The organism is Flavobacterium foetidum (assembly GCF_004634245.1).
Lineage (GTDB): Bacteria > Bacteroidota > Bacteroidia > Flavobacteriales > Flavobacteriaceae > Flavobacterium > Flavobacterium foetidum.
The window spans coordinates 514,888-540,634 of the sequence record NZ_SJTF01000001.1 but is presented as its reverse complement, the minus strand read 5'-3'; the positions used below and the strand labels follow the sequence as shown (position 1 = coordinate 540,634).

23 protein-coding genes are annotated in these 25,747 nt (G+C 35.7%); 7 read left to right on the top strand and 16 right to left on the bottom strand.

Going from position 1 to position 25,747, the window contains the following annotated elements:
* Positions 1-5: 5 nt before the first annotated feature.
* Genes E0W73_RS02350 through E0W73_RS02340 form a run of 3 tightly spaced genes read right to left on the bottom strand, consistent with a single transcriptional unit; the run spans position 6 to position 5,186 of the window.
* Positions 6-371: a response regulator gene (locus tag E0W73_RS02350; protein ID WP_135220477.1), complete on the bottom strand. Its 366-nt coding sequence runs from the start codon at positions 369-371 to the stop codon at positions 6-8.
* Positions 372-386: 15 nt separating this feature from the next.
* Positions 387-3,956 carry a response regulator gene (locus tag E0W73_RS02345; protein WP_135220476.1) on the bottom strand — a complete coding sequence of 1,190 codons (3,570 nt, stop codon included), beginning with the start codon at positions 3,954-3,956 and terminating at the stop codon, positions 387-389.
* 15 nt (positions 3,957-3,971) lie between these two features.
* Positions 3,972-5,186, bottom strand: coding sequence for a hybrid sensor histidine kinase/response regulator (locus tag E0W73_RS02340; RefSeq protein WP_135220475.1), 1,215 nt, complete (start codon positions 5,184-5,186; stop codon positions 3,972-3,974).
* Positions 5,187-5,531: 345 nt separating this feature from the next.
* On the opposite strand from E0W73_RS02340, the gene E0W73_RS02335 reads away from it, so the two are divergent.
* Both E0W73_RS02335 and E0W73_RS02330 read left to right on the top strand, forming a co-directional pair.
* Positions 5,532-6,380, top strand: coding sequence for an SDR family oxidoreductase (locus tag E0W73_RS02335; RefSeq protein ID WP_135220474.1), 849 nt, complete (start codon positions 5,532-5,534; stop codon positions 6,378-6,380).
* Positions 6,381-6,424: 44 nt separating this feature from the next.
* On the top strand, positions 6,425-6,685 hold the full coding sequence (locus E0W73_RS02330; protein WP_135220473.1) for a SemiSWEET family sugar transporter: 261 nt from the start codon (positions 6,425-6,427) through the stop codon (positions 6,683-6,685).
* 79 nt (positions 6,686-6,764) lie between these two features.
* Here the strand turns inward: E0W73_RS02330 and E0W73_RS02325 are convergent, their stop codons facing one another.
* Positions 6,765-7,577: a hypothetical protein gene (locus E0W73_RS02325; protein ID WP_135220472.1), complete on the bottom strand. Its 813-nt coding sequence runs from the start codon at positions 7,575-7,577 to the stop codon at positions 6,765-6,767.
* A 242-nt stretch (positions 7,578-7,819) separates the two neighbouring features.
* A complete protein-coding gene (locus E0W73_RS02320; protein ID WP_135220471.1) occupies positions 7,820-8,158 on the bottom strand; it encodes a hypothetical protein in 339 nt (112 codons plus the stop codon).
* 228 nt (positions 8,159-8,386) lie between these two features.
* On the opposite strand from E0W73_RS02320, the gene E0W73_RS02315 reads away from it, so the two are divergent.
* Positions 8,387-11,596, top strand: coding sequence for a PAS domain-containing sensor histidine kinase (locus E0W73_RS02315; protein WP_135220470.1), 3,210 nt, complete (start codon positions 8,387-8,389; stop codon positions 11,594-11,596).
* A gap of 1 nt (position 11,597) precedes the next feature.
* On the opposite strand, the gene E0W73_RS02310 is transcribed toward E0W73_RS02315, so the two are convergent.
* Positions 11,598-12,029, bottom strand: coding sequence for a response regulator (locus E0W73_RS02310; protein WP_135220469.1), 432 nt, complete (start codon positions 12,027-12,029; stop codon positions 11,598-11,600).
* Between the two features lie 214 nt (positions 12,030-12,243).
* Here E0W73_RS02310 and E0W73_RS02305 point away from each other — a divergent pair, with 214 nt between their 5' ends.
* Complete coding sequence (locus E0W73_RS02305) at positions 12,244-12,747, top strand: pyridoxamine 5'-phosphate oxidase family protein (RefSeq protein WP_135220468.1); 504 nt, start codon at positions 12,244-12,246, stop codon at positions 12,745-12,747.
* Between the two features lie 294 nt (positions 12,748-13,041).
* Here E0W73_RS02305 and E0W73_RS02300 read toward each other — a convergent pair whose 3' ends face one another.
* The 3 genes from E0W73_RS02300 to E0W73_RS02290 all read right to left on the bottom strand — a co-directional run bounded on the left by E0W73_RS02300 (position 13,042) and on the right by E0W73_RS02290 (position 15,116).
* A complete protein-coding gene (locus E0W73_RS02300) occupies positions 13,042-13,755 on the bottom strand; it encodes a DUF72 domain-containing protein (protein WP_135220467.1) in 714 nt (237 codons plus the stop codon).
* Positions 13,752-14,483 carry a DNA-formamidopyrimidine glycosylase family protein gene (locus E0W73_RS02295; RefSeq protein WP_135220466.1) on the bottom strand — a complete coding sequence of 244 codons (732 nt, stop codon included), beginning with the start codon at positions 14,481-14,483 and terminating at the stop codon, positions 13,752-13,754. Before E0W73_RS02295 ends, E0W73_RS02300 begins: the two co-directional genes overlap by 4 nt.
* Positions 14,484-14,549: 66 nt before the next feature.
* Positions 14,550-15,116, bottom strand: a complete 567-nt coding sequence (locus E0W73_RS02290; RefSeq protein ID WP_135220465.1) for a YciE/YciF ferroxidase family protein — start codon at positions 15,114-15,116, stop codon at positions 14,550-14,552.
* A 189-nt stretch (positions 15,117-15,305) separates the two neighbouring features.
* Here E0W73_RS02290 and E0W73_RS02285 point away from each other — a divergent pair, with 189 nt between their 5' ends.
* A complete protein-coding gene (locus E0W73_RS02285; RefSeq protein ID WP_135220464.1) occupies positions 15,306-15,806 on the top strand; it encodes a hypothetical protein in 501 nt (166 codons plus the stop codon).
* A 142-nt stretch (positions 15,807-15,948) separates the two neighbouring features.
* Here the strand turns inward: E0W73_RS02285 and E0W73_RS02280 are convergent, their stop codons facing one another.
* The 3 genes from E0W73_RS02280 to E0W73_RS02270 all read right to left on the bottom strand — a co-directional run bounded on the left by E0W73_RS02280 (position 15,949) and on the right by E0W73_RS02270 (position 17,538).
* The gene (locus E0W73_RS02280; protein ID WP_135220463.1) at positions 15,949-16,110 is read right to left on the bottom strand and encodes a DUF1328 domain-containing protein; all 162 of its coding nucleotides are present in this window, start codon (positions 16,108-16,110) and stop codon (positions 15,949-15,951) included.
* A gap of 81 nt (positions 16,111-16,191) precedes the next feature.
* Positions 16,192-17,271 carry a DNA topoisomerase IB gene (locus tag E0W73_RS02275; protein ID WP_135220462.1) on the bottom strand — a complete coding sequence of 360 codons (1,080 nt, stop codon included), beginning with the start codon at positions 17,269-17,271 and terminating at the stop codon, positions 16,192-16,194.
* A 27-nt stretch (positions 17,272-17,298) separates the two neighbouring features.
* Positions 17,299-17,538, bottom strand: a complete 240-nt coding sequence (locus E0W73_RS02270; RefSeq protein WP_135220461.1) for a DUF7218 family protein — start codon at positions 17,536-17,538, stop codon at positions 17,299-17,301.
* A 763-nt stretch (positions 17,539-18,301) separates the two neighbouring features.
* On the opposite strand from E0W73_RS02270, the gene E0W73_RS02265 reads away from it, so the two are divergent.
* Positions 18,302-18,889 (top strand): DUF4142 domain-containing protein, encoded by a 588-nt coding sequence (locus E0W73_RS02265; RefSeq protein ID WP_135220460.1) that lies wholly within the window; start codon positions 18,302-18,304, stop codon positions 18,887-18,889.
* A gap of 283 nt (positions 18,890-19,172) precedes the next feature.
* Here E0W73_RS02265 and E0W73_RS02260 read toward each other — a convergent pair whose 3' ends face one another.
* The 4 genes from E0W73_RS02260 to galA form a co-directional block, all read right to left on the bottom strand.
* The gene (locus E0W73_RS02260; protein ID WP_135220459.1) at positions 19,173-20,225 is read right to left on the bottom strand and encodes an NAD(P)-dependent alcohol dehydrogenase; all 1,053 of its coding nucleotides are present in this window, start codon (positions 20,223-20,225) and stop codon (positions 19,173-19,175) included.
* 400 nt (positions 20,226-20,625) lie between these two features.
* On the bottom strand, positions 20,626-21,030 hold the full coding sequence (locus E0W73_RS02255; protein WP_135220458.1) for a cupin domain-containing protein: 405 nt from the start codon (positions 21,028-21,030) through the stop codon (positions 20,626-20,628).
* 217 nt (positions 21,031-21,247) lie between these two features.
* Entirely contained in the window at positions 21,248-22,117 is an 870-nt protein-coding gene (locus E0W73_RS02250) for a helix-turn-helix domain-containing protein (protein ID WP_135220457.1), read from the bottom strand.
* A gap of 208 nt (positions 22,118-22,325) precedes the next feature.
* Positions 22,326-25,142, bottom strand: coding sequence for a beta-galactosidase GalA (gene galA / locus E0W73_RS02245; protein ID WP_135220456.1), 2,817 nt, complete (start codon positions 25,140-25,142; stop codon positions 22,326-22,328).
* Between the two features lie 214 nt (positions 25,143-25,356).
* Between galA and E0W73_RS02240 the strand changes: the two genes are divergently transcribed.
* Positions 25,357-25,746 carry a hypothetical protein gene (locus E0W73_RS02240; RefSeq protein ID WP_135220455.1) on the top strand — a complete coding sequence of 130 codons (390 nt, stop codon included), beginning with the start codon at positions 25,357-25,359 and terminating at the stop codon, positions 25,744-25,746.
* The last annotated feature ends 1 nt before the right edge of the window (position 25,747 follow it).

The following is a 25,747-nucleotide window of genomic DNA, read 5'->3' as shown; positions in this document are numbered from 1 at the left end:
ATTTATCAAATTTCACTCAAAAGCTGCAGCAGTTTGTCTACATCTACAGGTTTTGAGATGTAGGCATCTGCCCCAGCCTCTAAACATTTCTCTTTATCGCCATTCATAGCCTGAGCAGTTACCGCAATGATAAAGACATTTTCCTGCAACGGAATCTCTTTAATAAGCGGAATTGCCTCATAACCATCCATTTCAGGCATCATCATATCAATCAATACAGCATCTATGTCTGCATCTTTAGTCAATATTCGTAAAGCTTCTTCTGCACTTAAGCACGATACGCATTCGTAGGATTTTGCTTTTAAGGTATTCACCAACGCAAAAATATTCCTCGAATCATCATCAACAATCAATAGTCGTTTTTTCTTCATCTGTGCTTTTAAAAATTAGATTTTATCATACAGCCACACTCGCAGCAATGATAAGAGCTGGTCAACATCGACCGGTTTGGTTATGTAGTCTGAAGCGCCTGCCTTGATACATTTTTCCCTGTCTCCTGTCATTGCTTTTGCTGTTACGGCAATTACCGCTAAGTTAAGGAATTTCGGGTTACTTCTTATCTTTTCTGCAGTTTCATAACCATCCATGTTTGGCATCATCATATCAAGCAGTACTACATCGGTATCCGGATTTTCATCTAATATCTTAATCGCTTCTTTTCCGTCAAAAGCCGTAATAACATTCATTTTGAAGGCTTCAAGAGCTTTAGAAAGCGAATAAATATTACGAACATCGTCGTCTACAATCAGAACTTTCTTTTCAAATAAAATATTATTTAACGAATTAAGTTTTTTCGGACTTTCTTTTCTTGCTTTGCCTTCTTTCTTTTCTTCGACCAAATGAAGGAACAGCGACACCTCATCGAGCATCCTTTGATACGAATGGGCTGTTTTTACGATAATTGAATCAGCATATTTTCTAATTTTCAATTCTTCTTTTATAGACAAACTTTTTCCTGTAAAAACAATTACGGGAAGATTTTCTAATCCTGGACTTTTCTTTACGCCATCTAATATTTCATAAGCCTGTTTGTCCGGAATTCCCATATCCAGAATCACACAGTCTACTTCTTCTCTGTTTAAGGCCGTTAATCCTGCAGCGACTTCGCTTTTTATTTCAGAATTAATGTTGTACGTCTCTAAGAAATAAGCAAGCGCTTTGGCATGTTTCGGGTTGTCTTCAATAATCAAGACTTTCTGAGACTCCTTGTTTATGATGTGCTCAATGCGCATAAAAACTTCCGGAATTTTGTCAAATGCCACCGGTTTGTCTAAGAAATCTACAGCACCTTTAAGCAAACTTTCTTGTTTAAGTTTGTGCGAAGACATAATATGAACCGAAATATGCTTGGTATGCGAATTGTTCTTTAATTCTTCCAGAACTTCCCAACCGCTTTTAATCGGCAATTCAATATCGAGTAAAATTCCGACTGGCTTGTAAATCAAGGCAAAATTAAGGGCATAATCTCCTCTTACCGCCACAACTCCTTTATAGCCTTTTTTCTGTGTAAAGGCAAGAAGTGATTTAGCAAAGCTGATGTCGTCTTCTACAATCAAAATTACCTTATCTCCTTCCTGAATCGAGTTTCTGTCGTCTTCAATTTCATTTGGAATAATCGGGCTAATGTATCTTATTCTTTCTTCTTCAGATATCACTTCCTCCTCTTCTATAACTTCTGCATGCGGAATTTTATCCGCCGTTATTTTATTAATCGCAAATCCTAAAACCGGAAGGCATAAGGTAAAAGTACTACCTTCGTTTACCTTGCTATGTAAAATTATCTCACCTCTGAGTAATTTGGCCAATTCACGGCTAATAGACAATCCGAGACCTGTTCCTCCGTATTTGCGTTTTGTAGATCCGTCTGCTTGTTGGAAAGCTTCGAAAATCAAAGGCTGTTTTTCTAGCGGAATTCCGATTCCGGTATCTTTTACAATAAAGCAGATAATTTTATCATCATCAGAATCAACTTTGATTTCTAAACTCACAGAACCTTTGTCTGTAAATTTAATTGCATTAGAAATCAGGTTTTTAAGAATCTGCTCCAAGCGCATTTTATCTGTTTTTATGACAATTGGCGCGTCTTTGGCAATTATTTCAAACTTGATGTTTTTTTCTTTGGCAACAATGTTAAAGAGATTCCATAAATTATCTGTAATCTCTTTGGTTGAAACATCGATAAATTCAAGATCCATTTTTCCGGCTTCGATCTTAGATAAATCCAGAATCTCGTCAATCAAGCCCAACAAGCTGTTTCCTGAACTCTGAATCACTTTCGCGAATTCAATTTCTTCATTGTTCATTGTTTGGTTGTTGTTTTCAGACAACAAACGGCTTAACAATAAAATAGAATTAAGAGGTGTTCGCAATTCATGCGACATATTGGCCAAAAATTCTGACTTGTAGCGCGTAGTAAGCTCTAAAGCTTCAGATTTTTTCTGGATTTCGGTATTTTTTTCTTCTAATAAAACACTTCTTTCCGATAATTCTTCATTGGTTTGTTCCAATTCTTCCTGCTGTACACGAAGTTCTTCTTCAGAAGCCTGCAGTTTTTCGGTCTGTGCTTCTAATTCGGCATTAATCGCTTCCAATTCGCTATGCTGCACCTGCAATTCTTCTGCTTGAGATTTGGTTTCTTCCAATAATTCTAAAACACGTTTTCGATTCTGAGTAGATTTTATCGCAATTCCGATATTATTGGCAACCGTTTTCAGGAATTCCAAATGCAGTTCAGAGAAACCGTAAATACTAGCAATTTCTAGAGCACCTTCGATTTTGTTATCGATTAAAGGAACTGCCACAATATGCGATGGTTTTACCTGTCCCAAAGCATAATTTATCTGAATATCATCGGGAGCTAAGGTTTTTAATTCTAATATTTTCCCCGAAGCAATCGCCTGTCCTATAAGGCCTTCGCCATTTTTAATTCGTTCTCTATTTTTGTTTGGTATGTAGCTGTAGCCTCCTACAGAAACCAGTTCATTCTCTTCTATAACATATAAAACACCAGCACTGCTGCTCGTATAGTGGCACAAAAATTCGATAACATCTTTTGACAATTTTTGAAGCGTTTTCTCGCCCAGCATCACATTGTTCAATTCAGCAACACCAGTTTGAAGCCATTCTTTTTGAGACAAAAGATCAAAAGAGTTCTTAAGAGAAACTCCCATGGTATTGAGCGATTCCCCAACACTACCAAGTGCATCTGCTTTGGTATCGTCTACCCTGATATCGTAATTACCTTTGGAAATATTTGTTGCAATCGTACTGATTGCTTCGATTCGCTGAGCGGTTTCTTTGTCTTTTTTCTCTAATTCGCTTTGCAGCAACGAACGTTCGTTATAATCCTTCAAGATTCTGATTAAAAACACAATTGAAATCAAGAAAGCTACAATAAATGCCACCACAATCAGAATCAAACTGTAAGTTCCGTATCGTTCAGAGTTAGCAATACGTTCCTGTAAAAGGTGCTGTTCTGCACTTTCTACCCTTTTGATGATAGCGCGCATATCGTTCATCATCAACCTTCCCTCGTTTAAATCAAAAATTAAGGTTTCCTTATTGAGACGTTTTTTTACAATCTGATTGTTAAGGTATTTAAAGAATCCAAGACGTTTACTTCTTAATTCGCTAAGAAGCTTTAGCTGCGAAGGATTATCTACCGTGAGCTCGTCGAGTTTATCAAAATAACTATTTGCTTTTGCCTCAGAATCATTAAAACGATCAACAAACTGCTCATCTCCGGTAAGCAAATAGCCGCGCATGCTGGTTTGTGCTTCAGTAACTATAGCCGAACCTTCATTTAAGTTGTAGATTACCTCTTGGGTGTGATTGACCCAGAAATTACTGTTTAATAAACTTTTTATGCTAATAAACGACGCTACAGAACTGATTGTTAAAACCAATAATGAAACCAGCGAACTTATAAGCAGATTTCTTTTAAAGTTACCATTCATATTTTTCAATTGTATTTATTCGTATTTAAGGGGAAGAACAATAATAAAGCTGGCGCCTTTGCCTAACTCGCTTTTTGCTGTAATCAGACCGTTGTGTTTTTCGATGATTTTTTTGGCAATCGCTAAACCGATTCCGGTTCCTTCGTAGGTTTGGCGGTCATTTAAGCTTTGGAAAATGATAAATATTCTGTCGAGATAAATTTCATCAAAACCAATTCCGTTGTCTTTTACGATAATTCGGCAATATTTTCCTTCGGGCGCTGTCGGACTGTCAAATGATTTGTCGGCAATTAGCTCTGAAATGATTTCGATTAAAGGCGGTTCGTTTCCTCCCGAAAATTTTAGCGCATTTCCGATAAGATTCTGAAAAACCTGACGCATCTGGCTCGGAATACTGTCAATAGTAGGCAATTCGTTGGTTTTTATAACCGCATTTTTTCTTTCGATAAGATAATCAAAATCAGAAAGCACTTCTTGAAGGACAATATTCAGATCTGTAGATTCTGGTTTTACCTGAGCCGAAAGTCTAGAATAAGCAAGAAGATCGGTAATCAGGGTCTGCATTCGCTCTGCAGATTTTATGGTACGGTTTACATAATCTACCCCTTTCTCGTCTGATTTTAGGTAAAGGTCTTTGATGATTTTGATGAAAATCTGAATTTTTCGGATGGGCTCATTCAAATCATGAGAAACTACCCACGCAAATTGTTGCAATTCATGATTTCTGAGTTCCAATTCTTCGTTTTTCTGAACCAGTTCTTTGGTCCTTTCGGCAATCTTGATTTCGAGATTATCCTGGGCCTCTTTTCTAATTTTAATTTCTTTAGAAAGAAGATCTTTAATAGCCTTAAGCTCGTTCTGCTGCTCATATATCTTAAGGAAAGATTTGACCTTAAGAATCAACAAATCAGAATCAACGGGCTTTGTAATGTATTCTACGGCACCTGTTTCATACCCCTTGAAAATATATTTTTTCTCGGTGTTGAGAGCCGAAAGAAATATTACAGGAATGTCTTTGGTTCGCTTATTTCCAGATAATATCTTAACCACCTCGAAGCCGTCAAGTCCGGGCATCTGAACGTCCATTATAATAAGACAGTACTCTGTCTTTAAAATTTTCTTTAGTGCCTCTTCTCCCGATTCGGCAGTATCTACATCGATATTATGCAGCTCTAAAGTTTTCTTTAAGGCAATGATATTTGCCCTAATATCGTCTACAATTAATACCATGAGAATCGGGAACTAAATCGGTTGTGAATCAAAACTTTACTCTTTAAATGTATCTAAAAATTATCGTATTTTTTTTATAAAAATCAAAAGTTTCTTAGCAAAACTCCATGGAAATTCTCAAAAATATAAAAAAAATATTGGGCAGCTTTTTTATTTAAAATGGAAATCTTTACAAAATTCCCACCTCAGACATGGGGATTATGAAACATTGGCAGAATCGAGGAAAATAGGCGTTTTTCTTCTTCACTCAAACTTGTCAATTGAGGTAAACAATTATTCTTTTCAGTCAATTTCAGTTTAATAATGTGCTTAATTTTAAGCATATAAGAATAAAAAATCGTTATAATGAAAAAGACAAAAACTTTCCCCGAACAAAAACAAAACTTGCCAGGAAATGAGCATTTAATGAAACCGGAACCCGAAATCATCAGAGAAAATTATGCAGGCAGCGGTAAATTGCAGGGAAAAATTGCATTTATCACTGGTGGCGACAGCGGAATCGGCAGAAGTGTTGCAGTACATTTTGCCCGCGAAGGAGCCAATATCGCGATAGTTTACCTAAAAGAGGACAAAGATGCTCTTGAAACCAAAGCCTTGATTGAAAAAGAAGGACAAGAATGCCTTCTGATAAGCGGTGATTTAAAAGATGAGAAATTCTGCAAGGAAGCCGTAAAAAAATGTCATAGCCATTTCAAGAAACTAAACATCGTAGTTAATAATGCCGCTGTTCAGTTTCCGAAAAAAGAATTGGAAAAAGTTACAACAGAACAACTTCATAAGACTTTTGAAACCAACATCTACCCTTATTTTTACATCACAAAAGCTGCATTGCCGTTTTTAAAAGCCGGCGACACCATTATCAACACCAGTTCGGTTACTGCTTATAGAGGCAGCGAACATTTGCTGGATTATTCAAGCACCAAAGGCGCTATTGTAACCTTTACTAGGTCATTGTCTACTATGCTAGCCAAAAAACAGATTCGTGTAAACGGCGTAGCTCCGGGACCTATCTGGACACCACTAATTGTAGCAACCTTTGACAAAGTATCTGATTTCGGAAAAGACACTCCCATGGAAAGAGCCGGACAGCCCTCTGAGGTAGCCCCTGCATATGTTTTTCTGGCCAGCGAAGACAGCAGTTATGTAACAGGCCAATTTCTTCATATCAACGGAGGAGAACTTATCGGAAGCTAACAACTTGAAACCTGAAACCTGAAACCTGAACCAAAAAGCCACGTATGAACTACTTAGACATTATAGGATTATTTGCAGGAACTTGCGTGACAATCTCTACTATTCCGCAGATTTTGAAGGTCTGGAAAACAAAAAAAGTGAAAGAGATTTCATTAAAAATGTTCAGCATCCTAACATTCGGAATCGCAATCTGGGTTGTTTACGGAATACTTAAAAAAGACTTGCCAATTATTATCACCAACAGTGTTTCACTCTGCCTTAATATCATTATGGTTTACTTTATAATTTATTATGAAAAAGAGTGAACCTTTCTTGGTTTAAAATAAAAAAACAGCCTTAAAAGCTGTTTTTTTTTGGAAAAAATGAAGAATATATATGTGCTTACTAGCTAGCTAATTTTTGGTCATAACTTTTAACCGCCAAATGTTTCTCCTTGAATATTCGAGGAAGATAATTGAAACCTGCAATTCCTGCATTCTGAATTAGCTCTGGAATATTATGCGATAGTTTTTTAATTTCATCAAGTTGTCTGATTGCTATATTAACAACCGGCTTAAATGTGCTTAAATAATTGTAACTGTGCTGGGCTATCTCCAGTTCTACTATTTCTTTCAATATGCTTTTCATTATCAGATATCGGACAGTTCCTTTTTGCGGAATTGATTTGAGCTCCGTAATTTTCTCTTCGATCATTGCATTTCGGTTTCCTGTGTAAATATAATTTCCCGAATCGCTTATAAAATGCTTTTTAATTTTTGCAGCCAAATCACTGTTTTGATCTAAAGCTGTCGGAGTTCCGATAACAGAAAACTGAATCTGTTTATGGCTCTCAAAATACAACACACTGTTAATAGCTGTTGTATTGCTAACAATTCCAGATTGCTGTTTTTTTAGATTCTTGATTTCGCCTCCTGCCCCAAAACTGTGTCGTAAAAAACCTTTTTCGCAATAAGCAAAAAATACGGGAGCACATCGGTTAGACTCTATGCTTAAATTCAGATCAGACTGAAGCATCAAATCAAAATTCAAATAAATCATTTCATCAAAACAAACGCCTGTTATTATTCCTTTTGCCCATTTTGATTTTACGTTTAGTTTGTATTCATTTTCAGTTATTACTAATGTACCTTCAAAACTGTCTTTAAGATTATCAAAAACCGCATCGAAGCTTCCTGTATTTATGTAAAGTTTTTTCATTTGCTTTTGGTTTAATAAATGGCTAGCACTTATGTGTACTAAATTAATCTTGTTTCTTTCTTACTTTCTATACTCCAAATTTATTTCAACTTGCAAATCAAACCTTTATACAATTTCAGACCAATATTTCATAATTTATAGCTGCAGTCCGTTTCTGTCATTATTACATAAAAAAAGCAGCTGCCTCAGCATAAACTGAAACAACTGCTCATCAGCAAAATAAAATACTAATCTTATTTTATCTATGTGAGTTCATCAATGTCTGAATTCTTCGAATAATTCGCTTTCGGAATGTCTTTAAAAAATTCTGCTTCTTCTAAATCTGCTGTAGGCCCGTATCCTATTAAATGTGTTCCCCTAATCTGATCTTTGGTCTCAATCACATATAATATCGACATATCATCTGGATTGCTCATTCCTTCATAACGATGATTTGCTACAATATAAATCTCGTCGGGCTGATAAGCGTAGTTGGTTTCAGAATCTATCAGGCATCCATTTTCAAATAAGAAATTAGAGGTATACCCTTCGTTCTGATATTTTTCTATATAGTCGGTTTCGTGTTTCTGCTCTTTTTTCATGACTTGAATCAATTAACATTGTTATTAAAAACTTTGCTTATTCAAATTTCACAATAGAATGCTAATAAAATTAACTCAATAGAATTATTTCTTAGCTCATTTAAAAATCAGCAGAATTGTGTGTTTTTTTTATATTAATTTTAATGTCGGAACTCTATATATGTAGAGAAAATAGTATATTTATTACATAATTTTTTATTGTTTTAAAAAGAGCAAAAACAAATTTTAATGAACAACAAAAATCACGATTTCCTTGCCAAAGGTGGCGAAATGGGTTCGTTGATACGTGCCAAAGACTGGAGCAAGACCTCTTTGGGCGAAATCGAGACCTGGCCGCAGAGTTTACGGACCACTTTGGGAATTCTAATGCACTCAAAATTCCCCATGTTTTTATTTTGGGGACCGCTACATATTTGCTTTTACAATGACGCTTACCGCCCGAGTTTAGGAAAAGAAGGTAAACATCCGCATATTTTAGGAGAAAAAGGCGAAACAGCTTGGCCTGAAATATGGGATTTTGTTAAACAGCAGCTCGATTTGGTACTAAGCAAAAACGAATCGACTTGGCATGAAGATAAACTACTTCCGATTTTCAGAAACGGAAAAGTAGAAGAAGTTTATTGGACTTTCAGCAACAGCCCCGTAAATGACCACCAAGGAAATACCGTTGGGGTTCTCGTTATCTGCAATGAAACTACAGAAAAGGTCAATCTGCACAAAAAATTAAAAGACACCACAGAGCGTTATCGCAATAGTATTTTACAGGCTCCAAATGCAATGTGTGTATTTAGAGGACCAAACCATGTAATCGAAATCATCAATACCCTTATGCTCGAAATTTGGGAAAGAACAGAACAGCAGGTTATTGACAAACCTGTTTTTGAAGCGCTACCAGAAGCTCGCGGACAGGGATTGGAAGATATTCTGCAACATGTGTATTCGACAGGCGAAAAATTTACTGCTTATGAACTTCCTGTAAAACTGAGCCGAAAAGGGCAAATTGAAGATACTTTTATTAATGTCACTTACGAGGCGCTGCGTGAATCTAACGGCGAAATTTATGGTATCACTGCCATCGCGGCCGATGTAACATTGCAGGTTTTAATGCGTAAAGCGGTCGAAGAAAGCGAAAAAAGGTTTAGAGAAACAATCAAACAGCTGCCTTTGGGCATCGGTATACTTAGAGGGCCAGATTTGATCATCGAAATGGCCAATCCGACTTATCTTCAAATTATCGACAAGCAAGAAAAAGAAGTGCTGGGAAGACCAGTATTTGATGTCGTTCCAGAAGCTAGAGAGACCGTATATCCGTTGCTTTCTAAAGTTTTTACAGAAGGCATTCCGTATCATTCAGACGAGCTTAAGATTGTTTTAAACCGATACGGAAAAGAAGAAGAATGTTATTTTAATTTGGTTTTTCATCCGATTCGAGGAGAAAACAACCATGTTTCTGGAATCATTATTGCATCATACGAAGTCACCGAAGAAATAAAAGCAAAACACTTACTGACAGAAAGCGAAAATGCTTTCAGAAAAATCGTGACCGAATCTCCGATTGCTATGGCCATTTTTAGAGGTAAAGACCATATCATAGAATTGGCCAATACCACAATGATGAAAACCATCTGGCAAAAAGAAGAAAAAGATACTTTAGGAAAACCTCTTTTAGAAATCTTTCCTGAACTCATGAATCAGAAGTATCCTGAACTACTTAATGATGTTATTGAAAACGGAAGAACAATTCGAGAAAACGAATCGGTTGCCTATGTGGATATTAGAGGAAAACTAAAAAAATTCTATCTCGACTACGAATACACGCCACTATACGAAAAAGACGGCGCCGTTTCTGGAATTATGGTTACGGTTAATGACGTAACACCAAAAGTAAAAGCCAGAAGAAAACTGGAAAATGCCGAAGAAAGAATACGACTTGCAGCAGAAATCGCAGAAATCGCAACTTGGGATCTGAACCTGCAGACCCGAAAATTAATTTATACCGAAAACATTCTGGATATTTTCGGATTCGAAAAAAACAAAAAAATAATCCATCAGGAAATACGCGGAAGAATACATCCTGAAGACGAAATAATATTACAGAGCGCTTTTGAAGAAGCTCTCGAAACCAGCATCTATAAATACGAAGCCAGAATTATTAAGCCAGATAATTCGATTGCATGGATCAAAGTACACGGAAAAATATTCTTTGATGAATTTGATGAGCCTGCTAAAATGATTGGTACTGTAATGGATTTCACAATAGAGAAAGAGATTCAGCAAGTACTGCTTTCAAACGAAAGAAAATTCAGGCTTTTGGCCGATTCTATGCCTCAAATGATCTGGACAAGCGACACGTTGGGTAATTTAAATTATTTCAACAATACATTTTATACTTATACCGGACTTTCAAAAGAGGAAATTGATGAAAACGGCTGGCTTCAAATTGTACATCCCGAAGATCGCGAAGAAAATGTAAACATCTGGATGGAATCTGTAAAAACAGGAAAAGATTTTCTGCTCATTCATAGATTCAGACATCATAACGGTGAATTTAGGTGGCAACTAAGCCGTGCTATTGCTCAAAAAGACGAATTGGGAAATATTCAGATGTGGGTTGGAACCAGTACTGATATCGAAGATCAGAAAAATTTCTCTACCCAGCTCGAAGAACAGATTATGGAGCGTACCACGCAACTTGAACTCAAAAACAGGGATTTGGTTAATATGAATATCGAATTGCAGTCGTTTGCTTATATCTCTAGCCATGACTTACAGGAGCCACTTCGAAAAATTCAGACTTTTGCCAGCCGTCTCTCCGATTTAGATGAAGGAAACATTTCGGCTATAGCCAAAACGTATCTTGCCAGAATTGAAGTTTCGGCAAAAAAAATGCAGAATCTTATTCAGGACCTGCTTACCTACTCGCGCACAAACTCGGCAGAACGAGTATTTACAAAAGTAAAACTCGACGAAATTGCCGAAGAGGTAATCAGCGATTTCTCTGACCGCATTGAGGAAAAAGGCGCACGGATTGAATTTAAAAATTTAGGAGAAGCAACTCTAATACAGTTCCAGTTCAGGCAATTGTTCCATAATATTATCGGAAACGCACTTAAATTCACTAAAAAAGGCGTTGCTCCTGTTATTAAGATTGAAACTGAGAAAATTAAAGGAAGCAAAATAGGTACGATTGTAGATTTTCCTGAGAAAATGTACCTACATTTAAAAATTTCGGATAACGGAATTGGTTTTGATCCTGTTTATAAGGAAAGAATCTTTGAAGTTTTTCAGCGATTAAACACCGAAAGCGAATATTCTGGTACAGGAATTGGCTTGGCAATTGTTAAAAAAATCGTTGAAAACCATAAGGGAATCATTATGGTTTTCAGCGAGAAAGACCAAGGTTCTGTCTTTAATTTTTACTTTCCCGATTTAGCGTAAATCAGTATTTGTAAACAAAATTGGAATGATTGGGAGTAAAAGTATCCCAGTCAACTTCCAAGGCATGCTCAATAGATTTTACAATATCACTCATCAAAACAGGTTTTGTTACAAAACAATTCGCTCCTAGAGTGCGGCATTTTTCTATAATGCCTGGTTCATTTGAAGTAGAATAAATAATAACGGGAATGTTTTTCTGATCTTGCGAACTTCTAATCTCTTCCAAGACATCAAAACCATTTTTTCCGGGCATATTCAAATCTAAGAAAACCACATAAGGCGTGGGAGGAGGATTAAAAATCGCATTTAATAATTTCTGGCCTCCTGAGTACGTCTGCAGGTTGATTTTGTGAGGCACTGATTCTACAGCATCAGCAAAAATACTCAAATCATCCTCATCGTCATCTGTGTAAAAAATAGTAAAGTTCGTCATGGTATTTTTCGAGTGAAATTTTAATTGAATCAAAGATAAAATAATTTCTCAAAATATTCGTTGCTTCGTCAAATTCTTACAAATTTATTAAAATTGAAATCTCATAATTTAAAAAAGCAATTATATAACCATTTGATAATTAAAAGACTCAACTTTACATTACGCTATTAGAGCGAAAAAATGAATAAAAGTTGAAACTTAAAACGAAATTATCATGGGAGATCATAAAGACCTTACAGACGAATTTGCAGCAGCAAAAATAAAAGACCTTGCAGAGAACATCAAAACTTGTATGTTCTGTACTTATAGAGAAGACAATAGACTTCAATCTCGACCGATGTCGGTTCAGGAAATAGATGAAGACGGACAGCTTTGGTTTTTATCTGATAGAAATAGCGGTCAGAATGCCGAAATCACTTTAAATCCTACAGTTGACTTGTTTTTTTCGGAACCACATGACAAATTCCTGACCCTTCATGGAACTGCCAGCATCTCCTACGACAGAAAAACAATTGAAAAATTATGGAATCCTGCCGTAAAAATCTGGATGCCAGGCGGTGTAGATGATCCTAATCTAAGTGTAATAAAAGTAACTCCTGAAGACGGTTATTACTGGAACAACAAAAACGGTAAAATGGTTGCAATTGCTAAAATGGCTGCCGCTTTTGTTACAGGTCATACAATGGATGACGGTATTGAAGGAAATTTAAAATTATAACCCGTTGGGTGTAATTAAAAAATAAAAGCATTTTAACACATAGGCGCATAGTTTTTTGTGCCGAAAAAAGAAAATGGAAGAAACAAGTTTCCACACATAGCTAAACTATGTGCTTTAGACTAGTGAAACGCCTTTTTTAAGTTTAGTTAAACTATGTTTCTATGTGTTGAAAATAATTTCACCCAACGAGTTAAAATTATAGTTTTAATTTAACTTGAAAGTCCGCAGGGATTTACGAGAATGAGCTGAGTTTAATGCAGAGGCATCGTAAATAACTGTGGCTTTTTTATGAATTTAAAGTGACAATTCCTTCAATTGCAAGGCGTTTAGTATTCCTGCTTCGCTAGCAGTATTATTAAAATACACAAAAGAGTTTTGTGAATCTGTTTCATTTTTGATTGTAAGGAATTTATCCGAATCATAGCTCGAGTAAAACATCTTCGGCACTCCATGAAGTCGGATATAAAGTAGAGGAAAATCCTTTAAAATAGTTTCTGGAAGCCCAGGATGACTTACACTGCAGAAGGTAATATCATATTCTCTGAAAACATTCCAAACTTGCTCATTCCACCAGCTTTGATGACGAAATTCAATCACATTTTTAAATTCATAATTCAGATTGCTGATTATGTTTTGTAATTTCTCAACACTGAAAGCATAACTCGGCGGAAACTGAAACAATATACAGCCTAATTTTTCTTTAAGGCCCGCTCTCGATATTTCATAAAAATCGGTAATTAAATCGTTGCAATTCTCGAATTTTCTGATGTGCGTGATTTCTTTTGGCGCTTTTACGGAAAAAATAAAATTATCAGGCGCTTTTTCGTACCAATTCTGAAAAATCCTGAGTGTCGGAAATTTGTAAAAACTGCCATTGAATTCGTAGGTGTCAAAATGTTTGCAATAAAATTCAAACCATTTTTTTGAAGGCAGGTTTTCAGGATAAAAAACGCCTTTCCAAAAACGATTATTAAAACTTGAACAGCCAATTAGAGTATTTGTTTTCATATGTATAATTGCTGGCAGTTGGTACAAAAGAAACTGCGTCGTTGGCCGTTTCCTGTTTGTTTTTTATGAAATGGAAGGTTACATCGCAAGCATGTTTTTTGAGCATAAGCCTGCCAGTGTTTTTTGAGTTCAAATTTTTTCTTCCAATACAAAAACTCAAAACTGTAGACCGAGCACTCACTAATTAACTGATCGATGTCGTCTTGCGGAATTTTCTCGACAATAGATTCTGGATGTATGTAACAGCGGTACAAGACTTCATTTTTAATAATATTTCCTACCCCGGCAAATATGTTCTGATCGAGCAGCACATCACAAATCATTTTTTCTGGAGTTTTTTCTAAGCGGTTTTTTGCCTTTTTCGGATCCCAGTTTTCATTCATCACATCGGTGCTCCAATCGTAATGCTCATTAATGTTTCCTTCCAAAATCTTGATTTGGCAAGTGTAAAAATTTAATTCGCCTTTTGGCATAACGAGACTTAATCTCGGTTTTGCTTCCTTTCGTTGGTTTATACGATAGGTGCCAAACATCAGCAGGTGAATCTTAACGCTGAAATCTTCAAAACATATTAAAAAATGTTTACCCCAAGTCTTGAAACTCAGGATTGTTTTATCTTTCATTCGTTGAATATCTTCACTACTGGTTCCGGATACAGCTTTAATTTTTTGTCCTTCAAACTGCATCACTTCTTCCTTCAAAATTACTATAGACGGACCTTCGGGCATAATATTTTATTTTAAGAAAAAAGTGCAGTTTTTGAGGACTGCACTTTTTAGGTAAGAAATTATTTTTTACTCAATTTCTGCTGCCTCAAGATTTACAGCATTCACAGCAACATCAGTCAGTTTTTTATCAGCACCTTTTTCTTCGTCAAGAGTTTGTTCGAGTAAGGTTGCGGCTTCTGGCATCCCTAAAGTTTCGGCAAACTGGCGTAAAGTTCCGTATGTTGCAATTTCATAATGCTCAATTTTCTGGCTTGCAGCAATAATTCCGGCATCGCGCACAACACCTGCTTCGGTTTCTTCTAGAATTCCTTTCGCCTCTTCAATAAGACCTTCCATGGCATCGCATTTTTTGGCAGTAGCTTTTTGCCCAATGAGTTTGAAAACTTGTTCCAGACGTTCAATCTGTCCTTCTGTTTCTGTTAAATGATTATCTAGCGCATCTTTTAGCTCTACCGAAGAAGCATTTTTGACCATCAGCGGTAACGCTTTTGTCAACGCTTTCTCAGCCCAATAAATATCTTTCAAGCTTTCTTCAAACAATTCGTTTAGTGCTGCAGCAGCATCCGATTTTGGTTTAGTCATACCTGCTGTATTTTTAGAAGTCGATTCTTTCTTGTTTTCTGTCGTTTTCATGATATGTTTTTTTGTGATTAATAGTTTTGTAAAATTACACCACCTGTTTAATCAAGGGTTATATGATTACAAAACAACATTTCATTCTAATCATCTGTTAATTATACAATTACATAAAGCAATTCTATAAGACAAAAGCCACATATCGGTTCTAGCTTTGTTATATACAAATTTTAAAAACTACACATCATGAGTACTTTAGATAACAACAATCGAAATTCAGGACGTATTAACAATCATCTTGAAGATATCACAAACGTAAAAGAATCTGATAATAACAACAGGGAAATTGCAGAACGCGGCTATACCGTACGAAATGGCTATAATCCGAACGGAATTAATCCTGATCAGGAAGATTATCTTTCTGACGATGATTTAGACGATTTGGATGATGATTTTCATACTGACAGAGACCTTGAAGACAATAACGACGATATTTACGAAGTTGAACTTGAAAGTGAAGATGAATACATAGAAGAAGGTATTGACGACGAAGTTGAAAATGATGAATTTGACAACCCTGCCGATACTTTTGAAAATGATTTTAATGAAACCGAAGACGACCTAGAAGACATCGATCAAGATGAAGATGAAGATTATGAAAACGAAGACAATGAGTACATCGAAGACGATGTCCAGGAAAGCGATGACGAAGAGGATTACCCAGATAATGATCCTAGAAAATTCTAAATCTTAAAACTTTTACAGAAAAACACCGCTGAGACTAGTCCTCTCAGCGGTTTTTTTTTGTGAAAGAATTTCAAAATAAAAAAACGACACCACTACCGAAGTAGTGTGTCGCTTTATTGTTTTTAATTTACTGAATTTAAAACTAAACTCTTGTTCTTCCGCTTATTAGTGATATAATAAACAATACTAAAAATATGAAGAATAAAACTTTAGCTATACTGGCTGCTCCAGCGGCAATTCCGCCAAAACCGAAAATCCCCGCCACTATGGCTAGAATTATAAATGTGACTGTCCAACGTAACATAATAGTAATTTTTTAGTTAATAATGATTTGTATGTGGCCGTTTTGTTTGAGAGCAACGCCAAACTCTTTATTGTATAATACTTAAGTAAGACTGACTTGATAATTCTGTATCAGTTCTAAAAAAGCATCTTCAGATCTTGTAAAATATTTTTTGTTGCTTCGGCTTTTTTTGACTTTATCAAAGTATTTCTGAATAGAGCCGTCTTCATAAGTCGAAATCAACAAAGGATGAACGTAATAATTCTTGCAGACAGTTCTGGTGTTACCTAGCGATTCTGCCGTTGCGTCATAGGCTGTTACAATATTTTTTTTGATTTCTTTTTCATCACTTGTAACTCCTAATTCCATTAAATTCTCAAAGAATATTATCGAAGCTGCCCATGTTCTGAAATCTTTTGCACTAAAATATTCACCAGAAATACAGTGCAGATATTGATTAACGGCGTGACTGTCTAGAACCTTTCTTTCGCCGTTTTTATCATAATATTTAAAAACTTCCCAACCCGGAATTTCCTCACATCTGCTTACCAATTTTATCAATTGTTTGTTTCGCGTCGTCACAGTATGTTGCTTTCCTTTTTTGCCAACAAATTCAAACCGAAGCGTATTTTTATTGATATTGACATGACGTTTTCTCAAAGTAGAAAGCCCGTATGATTTATTATCTTTAGCATACTTTTCGTTTCCAATCCTAATATGGGTCTCTTCCATCAGACGAATAACCAAAGCAGTGACTTTATCTTTCGACCATTCTTTTTGTTCTAAATCCTTATCGACCTGTTTTCGTATAGCCGGCAGTTTTGATCCGAATTCAGCTATTTTGTAAAATTTGGTCTGATTGCGAATGATATTCCATTTTGGATGATAACGATACTGTTTTCTGTTTTTAACATCAAGACCAACAGCCTGCAAATGCCCATTTGATAAATCAGAAATTTTGACATTTACCCAAGCTGGCGGCAAAACCAGACTACTGAAACGTTTTAACTCTGATTTCTGTTTAATACAGCGTCCATTTTTTTTGTAGACAAAACCGTCTTCGCTTTCGCATCTTTCAATCGGAAGATTTTGATTGCTTACATAAACTAGATCCAATTTTTCTAGCACCAAATGCGGTGATTTGATCAACTGGCTCATTAATTTCTGGGTTCTGGCATTCATGACTGCTGCGTAATTCTTTTCTATTAATTAATTGTTTCTCAAAGACTCAATAAGGTCTTTTTTATTCATATAAGAACGACCTTTTACACCTACTTTGCTGGCTTGTTTTAAAAGCTCTTCTTTGGTCCATTCTTCATAAGGTTTGGCCTTGCCTCCTTTTTTCCCTGCATCTGGCGTGTTGGCGATACGTGCAGATTTTTCTTTGCTGTATCCTTTTTTTACCAACGCCTCATATTGTTCCTCATTTTTAATTCTTGGATCTGGCATGACTTAAAATTTTAAGTTTATACTTTGACATTTGTATGTCGAAATCTGTTATGTCAAAATTCATCATTAATTAAGAATTTTCTGTTATAGAATTTTTGTTTGAAATTTCATAGTTGTGGGATTGCAGCATAAATCGTGATTTTCTAGTGCAAAAAAAAAGCAAACTCTTTCGGGCTGGTTATTCTTTATTTTTTGCTTAGCTAACCCGTTGAGTGAAATAGAATAAAGTAGCTTTACTCAAAACTAAAATGTAATTTAATCTGCTAAAATCTATAGGGAATCCTTTTGTTCATAAATTTTCACGCAGATTCAAAACAGATTAAAGCAGATTTAGACAGATTTGTATATAAGCTGATTTAATAGAATGGAAAAAAATAATTTAACCAAACGGGTTTAGCTATTTTTTTTTGTTAAATGAATTGGTAAAAGACTAATCTTTTTTATAATCACCTATTTTTCATCATACTCAAAACAAGACATTTTTGAGCGGAAACAAAATTCTTTTGCTTATAAATTTTTCACGCAGATTCAACAGATTAAAGCAGATTTAGACAGATTTATATATAAGCTGATTTGCTAGAATTAAAAAAACAACTCACCCAACGGTTTAATATATAAGTGACTACTGTAATTAATTCGTTGAATTTTTTTAGGAATAAATAAGCCAGCATCAAAATCATATAACAATCTTCTAGAATCCTGTAAGACAATCCTTCTAGATAGTAGATAATTTTACATCATAACATTTAAACCATTATATATCATGAAAAAGTTATTATTAGCCGGAAAAGCCATTTTGGGAGCAGGACTTATTATTATATTCCTTCAATCTTGTAAAAATGAAACTAAACAAGAAGATCCAAAAGAGGTAGCCGAAGATGCAAACGAAGCAAAATTTGATACTATTGACAATAAAGAAGATGATTCTGAATTTTTGGTAGATCAGGCTGAAATCAACTTAGCTGAAATCGAAATAGGAAAACTGGCGCAAAGCAAAAGTACCAATCCGGAAGTAAAGAAATTCGGAAAAATGCTAGTTGACGAACACACTAAGGCAGCTTCTGAAGTAAGTGCTTTAGCGAAAGCGAAAAACTTTACTTTGCCAACTTCTCTAACAGAAGATGGTCAGGAAGAATATAAAAAATTAAACGAAAAATCAGGTTTAGATTTTGATAAAAAATTCGCCGATATGATGATTGATGGTCATGAAAAAGCCATTAAAAAGCTTGAAGATGCTTCTAAAAATGCGCACGACGATGATGTTAAGCTTTGGGCATCCAACAATATCGCAGGATTGACAGCACATTTAGAACATGCAAAATTGCTGAAACAAAATCTTGACAAAAAATAAAATAAATTTAATTGGTTATTATTTATTTTTTAGAAACCCCTTAAGAGTTGAATTGCTTAAGGGGTTTTGTTTTTTTTTCTTCTAAGGTGCTTAGATTCTAAGGTACTAAGGTGCTTAGATTCTAAGTTTTTTTTGCATCTCAGCACCTTCAAACTGGTTCCTTAGTAGCTCAGAACCTCAGTAGCTTAGTAGCTCAGAACCTCAGAACCTTAGTAGCTCAGAACCTCAGCACCTCATAAACCTCAGGACCTTAGTAGCTCAGCCCCTCAGAACCTTAAAAAATCTAACTCAAAGAAGCCATATCTATCACAAAACGATATTTGACATCTCCTTTCAATAATCTTTCGTAGGCGTCATTTACATCGTTAACGCCAATTACCTCTACATCTGATGTGATATTATGTTGTGCACAGAAATCAAGCATTTCTTGAGTTTCTGCAATTCCTCCGATTAGTGAACCTGCGAAGCTTCTTCTTCCTAAAATAAGGCTAAAAGATGTCACCGGAAGCGGTTCCATAGGCGCTCCCACAAGAGTTAAAGTTCCGTCTACTTTTAGCAAATTCAAGTAAGCATCAATATTATGTTCAGCAGAAACACAGTCTAAAATAAAGTTTAAACTTCTGGCGTGCTGCGCCATTTGTGTTGGGTCTGTTGACAAGACAACCTCATCTGCTCCAAGTCGTTTTGCATCTTCTGCTTTAGACAGATTAGTGGTAAAAACCACCACATGAGCGCCCATAGCTTTTGCTATTTTGATTCCCATATGTCCTAGTCCGCCAATGCCCACGATACCTACTTTTTGCCCAGGACCTACTTTCCAGTGTTTTAACGGAGAATAAGTTGTTATTCCGGCACATAATAAAGGCGCAACTCCAGCAAGATCTAATTTATCTGAAATATGCAGTACATAATTTTCGTCTACCACGATGCTCTGCGAATAGCCTCCGTAAGTCTGTCCTCCTAAATGTTTGTCTGGCGAATTAAATGTCTGAATGTTTCCCTCATCACAAAATTGTTCCTGATTATTTTTGCAATGTTCGCATTCTCTACAAGAATCAACCAAACATCCCACTCCGGCCAGATCACCTACTTTGAAACCTTTTACGTGATCGCCTACTTTTGTAATACGCCCAACGATTTCATGCCCTGGAACAATCGGATATATTGTACCATGCCACTCGTTGCGAGCTGTATGCAGATCGGAGTGACAAATGCCGCAATATAAAATTTCGATTTCTACGTCGTGAGCCTGTACTGCTCTTCTTTTTATATTTAAGGTTTGCAAAGGTGCTTCGGCAGCTTCTGTACCAAAGGCTTTAATGCTTTTTGTTTCCATTTTTATAATTTGTTTAGTTTTAATTTGTTTCATGTTTCAGGTTTCAGGTTTAACCGCAAGGAGCGCTAAGGTTTTACGCAAGGCACGCTACCCTTTTTGTCGCCGCATTTTTTTCCAAATTCCTTTTTTTTTGTTGAAATCTTGTTTTAGTTTAACAGCAAGGAGCGCTAAGGTTTACGCAAAGCACGCTACCCTTTTTATCGCCGCATTTTTCCGAAATTCTTTTTTCTGTTGAAATCTTGTTTCAGGTTTAACCGCAAGGAGCGCTAAGGTTTTACGCAAGGCACGCTACGTAAACTTTATCTAGCAGCTCAGAACCTCAGAACCTTTGCATCTCAGAACCTTAGAACCTCCAAAACCTCAGAACCTTTGAATCTCAGAACCTCAGAACCTTAGAACCTCAAAAACCTAAAATAAAATACTCTCCATCGGTTACTTTTTCTAGCCAGACTCCGTGGCCTTTATCTACTTCTGTGATAATGGCAACGTAAGAGAATTTCCCGAATGGTGTAGCACCGTACCAATGTTCTATTCCTGGCAAAATCGTTACTACATCATCTTTTTTAAGCTTTCTAACGGCGCTACCTCTTTCTTGATAATAACCTTCTCCTTCTTTTGCAATCAGCATGTGAAGACCTGCATTACTATGCCAATTACTTCTTGCGCAAGGTTCAAAAGTAACTTCCTTAATTAAAGTGTTTTTGGGATGAATATCACTTGTTTGTTTTTTATAGGAAACGTCACCCGTCATATAAGTATTCGGGACTTTTCCTTCTTCGATAACGGCTGCATAATTTGTTGACATAAATTTACCTATTTTTTGAGTTTTAATTCATTTAAAAATTACGATATCGCTACAATCAGAAAACTAAATTAAGAGAGCTAGAAACCGCTTTATGAAGTGTTGTGTAGTTATCAAGGACTGATAAATGATTAATACTGTAATTTCAAAAGCAAAATTAGCGCAACAACGCTTCTTGAAAATAACAACATTCAAACAAAAAATTAAGAAATTGAAACAATTACATCCGAAGTGATTTGGGAACCGTTCCCGTAAGTCTCTTGAAATAATTATTGAAGTAACTTGGATATTCGAATCCAAGTGAATAGCCAATATCCGCAATACTCCAATCTGTATGCTGCAACAACGCTTTTGCTTCGTTAATGATACGTTCCGTAATGTGCGCTGTTGTAGGTTTTCCGGTAACTTCTTTCACCGAACGATTCAGGTGATTCACATGTACAGAAAGGCTTTGCGCATAATCTTGTGGTGTTTTTAAAACTAAGGGTTGATTTTTAGTTTCAATAGGAAATTGTCTTTCTAACAATTCTAAAAACAGCGAAGTAATTCTTGAAGAAGCATTTCTATGCTTAAAATAGTTCTCTGAAGGCTGCATTTTCATTGACTCGTGAATAATCAAATTGACGTAACTGCGCATTAAATCGTCTTTGAAAGCATAGTCGGTTTCATATTCTTCAATCATTTTTTGAAACAACGAATCTATAAACACCTTTTGTTCAGTTGTTAAAGAAAAAATCGGAGTTCCTCCTATTTTAAACAACGGCGATTCATTTAGTGTTTCTGATCGGTCTGTGGTTTTAAAAAACTCCTCGGTAAAAACGCACGCATAACCTTCATATCCTTCAGAAAGAGTTTCCCAAGAATACGGAATAATCGGATTCCCGAAAAACAAAATCGTTCCGTCTGTCTCTATGCCTCGGTCTGCGTATTGGATTATGCTTTTGCTGGTATTGATGCAGATTTTATAAAAATCTCTTCGACTGTACACGGGAACTTTGGTGAAATCTCCATTTATAGGATAAACTTTAAAACCCTTCATCTTCAAATCTGAAGTGAAATCGCAATTCTGTATTTCTGTGTGATTATTCATTTGGCAAAGTTATGAAAATCAAACAATATTTTTTGTTTCAGGTTTAAAGTTTCAGGTTTTAGGTTTAACCGCAATGAACGCAAAGATTTACGCAAGGTTTGCTAAGTTTTTTTTAGCTTTATGGAAGAATCTCGCAGAGACGCATAGACACAAAGTTTTATTTCTCTTTGCGTGCTTTGCCTAAATCCTAGCGAACTTTACAGTTAATTTAATTTTTTAAAATGTTAGCACGTAATCCTTTCGCGGAAGCGGATAAAATCACCTCTTTTGCATTATCATCTTTTTGAATAATGATTTGGGCATAACCGTTAAAAAGCTTTCTTTTCCAAGATTCTGCTGGAGTTATAACCTGAATAATTCCGGGATCTGTGTTGATAACATCCCAGTCTTTTATTTTTTGCAATGGCGTTGTTGCAATGTGGATTGTATTTTTACCTTCTTTTAAAATCGATGTATTCAAAATATATTTTTGAACATCTTCTTTGCTTGGTTCAACTTTATTTCCATTTATAAAAACCACTGTTTCAACTCCTATTTTTTTGTAAAAGAAACTCACAAGATTAGAAGCCGAATTATTTCTTAGCTCAAATTCTCCTTTATAAACATAAGAGGCTGCTTGTTTTTTATAATCCCGATTTTTAAAAGCTTCCGTCCAGTCATTTTCTGAATAATGTGCTAATTGTTGTGGCAAAGTCGAATTTGCGCCTTTTTGTTCCATAAAATTATTTATGGAAACAAGTGTTATGTCATCAATAAATTTATCTTTTTCTAATGATGTCGGATCACCATTTCCTACTCCTAGAATTTTTCCTCCTTTTATCGAAAACGTAATTTCGTCATTTGCTGTTGGAACGTGCAAATTATTTTTATCAGTAGTTTCAACCGTTACAACAGAAACATTACCTTTTAAAACATTTTCTTTATCTAATGACAATTTGATGTTTTCTGGTTTTCCAGTTGTTTTTTGAATATCTGAAAGTACTTTTTTACCGTTTTTATAACCAATTGCTTCGAGAGTTCCTGGCGCGTATTCCACTTTCCATTCTAAATGTCCGTTTTGCTGCATTTTCTTTTTTCCCAGACTCTTTTTATTTAGAAAAAGTTCCACTTCATCACAGTTCGAATATGTCCAGACATCAATTTCTTTGCCCTCCATGCCGCTCCAATTCCAGTGTGGCAATACGTGCAAAACGGGTTGATTTCCCCACCAAGATTTGAGATAGAAAACATTGTCTTTCGGAAAACCGCACACATCCATCATTCCGAAATATGACGTTACCGAAGGCCATCCATACGGAGTCGGTTCACCTCGGTAATCAAATCCTGTCCAGATAAACATTCCGGCCAAATAAGGTCTTTCAGCATAGAATTTCCAACCTTCTTCAATGCTGTAAAAAGTAGGACGAGGTTTCTTGTCATACGCACTCTGGTAATGCTTTGTTTCATCAGTAAAATAAATGCCACGAGTCGCAAATGTCGAACCTTCTTCTGTTCCCATTCCAGGTTGTTTCTTAAATTCGTTTCGATGCGCATCAATATCACCGTTTCCTAAATAATTATAGCCCATAATTTCAACTACAGACGAAATACCGCTTTTAAATCCGCTGCTGATGCCGACCGTTACAGGTCTTGTTGGATCAATCGTTTTGGCAAAATCCTGCATGACATTCGTAATCCTTTCCCCCACAATATTGCCCTCAATATTCCATTCTTCATTTCCAACCGACCAGCAGAAAATACTCGGATGGTTTCGGTCTCGTTTTATCATTCTTTCCAAATCATTCAAGTGATAATCGTTTATTCCCATTAAACGTGTTTCGTCGATCACCAGCATTCCTAATTCATCACAGGCTTTTAACAATTCAGGAGTTGGTGGATGATGCGAACATCGATAGGCATTCGAACCCATTTCTTTCAGCTTTTTAATTCTGTAATACTGAATTTCATCGGGAAGCGCCGTACCGATTCCTGCATGATCTTGGTGATTGTTAGTTCCTTTTAGTTTTAAAGGTTTTCCGTTTAGAAAAAAGCCATTCTCAGGATCAAATGCAACAGTCCTAATCCCGAAAGAAGTTTTATAACTGTCAATTATTTTTCCTTCCTTTTTTATCTCGGTAATCAATTGATATAAATTCGGCGAATCGACATCCCATAAAATCGGTTTTTGGACACCCAGTTTTGAACTGTAAGCAATAGTTTGATAGAAGTCGGGAGCTTTTCTATTTTCAGAAGAAATCGCAACTTTGTTATTTTTATCATCCAAAATTGTTTGAATTATTTCAATCGAACCTTCAAACCTTCCTTTATTTGCTATTTCTACGGTTGCTGTAATTGTTGCATCATCGTCTTTTAATTCAGAAGTAACATACGTTCCATTTGCAGCCACATGAATGGGGTTGGTTTTCTTTAAGTAAACATGTCTATAAATCCCAGCACCTTCGTAAAACCAACCTTCTTCCATCGAAGCGTCTACGCGCACTACGATTGTATTTTCTCCTCCATAATTAACGTAAGCCGTTACATCATATTCAAAACCATTATAACCGCTTTGTTCTGTTCCGAGGTAATAGCCGTTAAAAAATACTTTTGAATTTCTAAAAACACCGTCGAATTGCAAAGAAATTATCTTTCCGTTATCTGATTCTGGGATACTAATCTTTTTTCGATACCAACCGATGCTTTTTTCAGGATGATTTTTTCCTGCTGCTTTAAATCCATGACTAAAACTGGCGCTTTCGCTAAAAAGCTGTTCAACCGCCCAATCATGAGGAAGATCAAGTTTTCTCCAGGCACGATCGTCAAAATCCTTTGCTGCGGGACCATCTCCAAAACCTGTTTTGGTCAAATAGGAAAAGTAGCCCGTAGCATGTCCTAAATCTTTTTTGGTATCGTATAAATGACCAAAAGAAAAACTCCAGTCCTTGTCAATCAAAATAAGCTCTCTGTCTGATTTGTTTTGAGCAAAAGATGACGCAGAACAAATAATCAGAAACAGCAAAAATGCTTTGGGCAATACTATTTTCATAAAAAAGCGGTTAGTGGTTAGAATGTGCAAAACGATAAAATTAAGTTTTATAACAGTTCTAAATTAATAGTATTTTATCAAAACGTTCGCAATTACTCTTTTTTATTAGGTAAAAATGAGGGGTAAAATTTAGAATCATTCTATTGGCTATACTTTTCAAAATAATTTTCTTTTGGTGTAATTTTATATAAAAATTTAAAAAGCAGAGAGTATTATGAGTGTTATTAAAGATGAAAAAAAGCTTCTGAGCACCATTAAACGAATCGATGAAAAAATCGACAAGAATAATGATCAAAAGATAGTTGCCTTTTTTGATTCTCTTGGATTAACAGAAAGAGAGGATGTTCCGAAGAATTTTCTGGACTGGGACACAATCCTTATCGTGGTTCCCGACCGCCACATTTCGCATGAACTAAAATATTACAAATTCTCTATATCAAGACTTTTTTTCGTAACCAATCCGTATGCGGACAAAATTCATATTTTTGATTTTGACGAATGGAAAAGCGTTACACGAAATAAAACCCAGTTTCAGATTAGAGAAATGATGAAAACTAATTTTGGCGGCGTGAGAAATGTATCCAAAAATCAAGAGCAAGAATAAT

Coding starts and splice junctions, on each gene's coding strand:
- E0W73_RS02320 (WP_135220471.1), bottom strand. CDS start 8,158: ATGAAAAAAGAGCAGAAACACGAAACCGACTATATAGAAAAATATCAG.
- E0W73_RS02285 (WP_135220464.1), top strand. CDS start 15,306: ATGAGTACTTTAGATAACAACAATCGAAATTCAGGACGTATTAACAAT.
- E0W73_RS02270 (WP_135220461.1), bottom strand. CDS start 17,538: ATGCCAGATCCAAGAATTAAAAATGAGGAACAATATGAGGCGTTGGTA.
- E0W73_RS02345 (WP_135220476.1), bottom strand. CDS start 3,956: ATGAATGGTAACTTTAAAAGAAATCTGCTTATAAGTTCGCTGGTTTCA.
- E0W73_RS02255 (WP_135220458.1), bottom strand. CDS start 21,030: ATGTCAACAAATTATGCAGCCGTTATCGAAGAAGGAAAAGTCCCGAAT.
- E0W73_RS02275 (WP_135220462.1), bottom strand. CDS start 17,271: ATGAATGCCAGAACCCAGAAATTAATGAGCCAGTTGATCAAATCACCG.
- E0W73_RS02340 (WP_135220475.1), bottom strand. CDS start 5,186: ATGGTATTAATTGTAGACGATATTAGGGCAAATATCATTGCCTTAAAG.
- E0W73_RS02260 (WP_135220459.1), bottom strand. CDS start 20,225: ATGGAAACAAAAAGCATTAAAGCCTTTGGTACAGAAGCTGCCGAAGCA.
- E0W73_RS02315 (WP_135220470.1), top strand. CDS start 8,387: ATGAACAACAAAAATCACGATTTCCTTGCCAAAGGTGGCGAAATGGGT.
- E0W73_RS02240 (WP_135220455.1), top strand. CDS start 25,357: ATGAGTGTTATTAAAGATGAAAAAAAGCTTCTGAGCACCATTAAACGA.
- E0W73_RS02325 (WP_135220472.1), bottom strand. CDS start 7,577: ATGAAAAAACTTTACATAAATACAGGAAGCTTCGATGCGGTTTTTGAT.
- E0W73_RS02290 (WP_135220465.1), bottom strand. CDS start 15,116: ATGAAAACGACAGAAAACAAGAAAGAATCGACTTCTAAAAATACAGCA.
- E0W73_RS02330 (WP_135220473.1), top strand. CDS start 6,425: ATGAACTACTTAGACATTATAGGATTATTTGCAGGAACTTGCGTGACA.
- E0W73_RS02305 (WP_135220468.1), top strand. CDS start 12,244: ATGGGAGATCATAAAGACCTTACAGACGAATTTGCAGCAGCAAAAATA.
- galA (WP_135220456.1), bottom strand. CDS start 25,142: ATGAAAATAGTATTGCCCAAAGCATTTTTGCTGTTTCTGATTATTTGT.
- E0W73_RS02295 (WP_135220466.1), bottom strand. CDS start 14,483: ATGCCCGAAGGTCCGTCTATAGTAATTTTGAAGGAAGAAGTGATGCAG.
- E0W73_RS02250 (WP_135220457.1), bottom strand. CDS start 22,117: ATGAATAATCACACAGAAATACAGAATTGCGATTTCACTTCAGATTTG.
- E0W73_RS02335 (WP_135220474.1), top strand. CDS start 5,532: ATGAAAAAGACAAAAACTTTCCCCGAACAAAAACAAAACTTGCCAGGA.
- E0W73_RS02310 (WP_135220469.1), bottom strand. CDS start 12,029: ATGACGAACTTTACTATTTTTTACACAGATGACGATGAGGATGATTTG.
- E0W73_RS02350 (WP_135220477.1), bottom strand. CDS start 371: ATGAAGAAAAAACGACTATTGATTGTTGATGATGATTCGAGGAATATT.
- E0W73_RS02300 (WP_135220467.1), bottom strand. CDS start 13,755: ATGAAAACAAATACTCTAATTGGCTGTTCAAGTTTTAATAATCGTTTT.
- E0W73_RS02280 (WP_135220463.1), bottom strand. CDS start 16,110: ATGTTACGTTGGACAGTCACATTTATAATTCTAGCCATAGTGGCGGGG.
- E0W73_RS02265 (WP_135220460.1), top strand. CDS start 18,302: ATGAAAAAGTTATTATTAGCCGGAAAAGCCATTTTGGGAGCAGGACTT.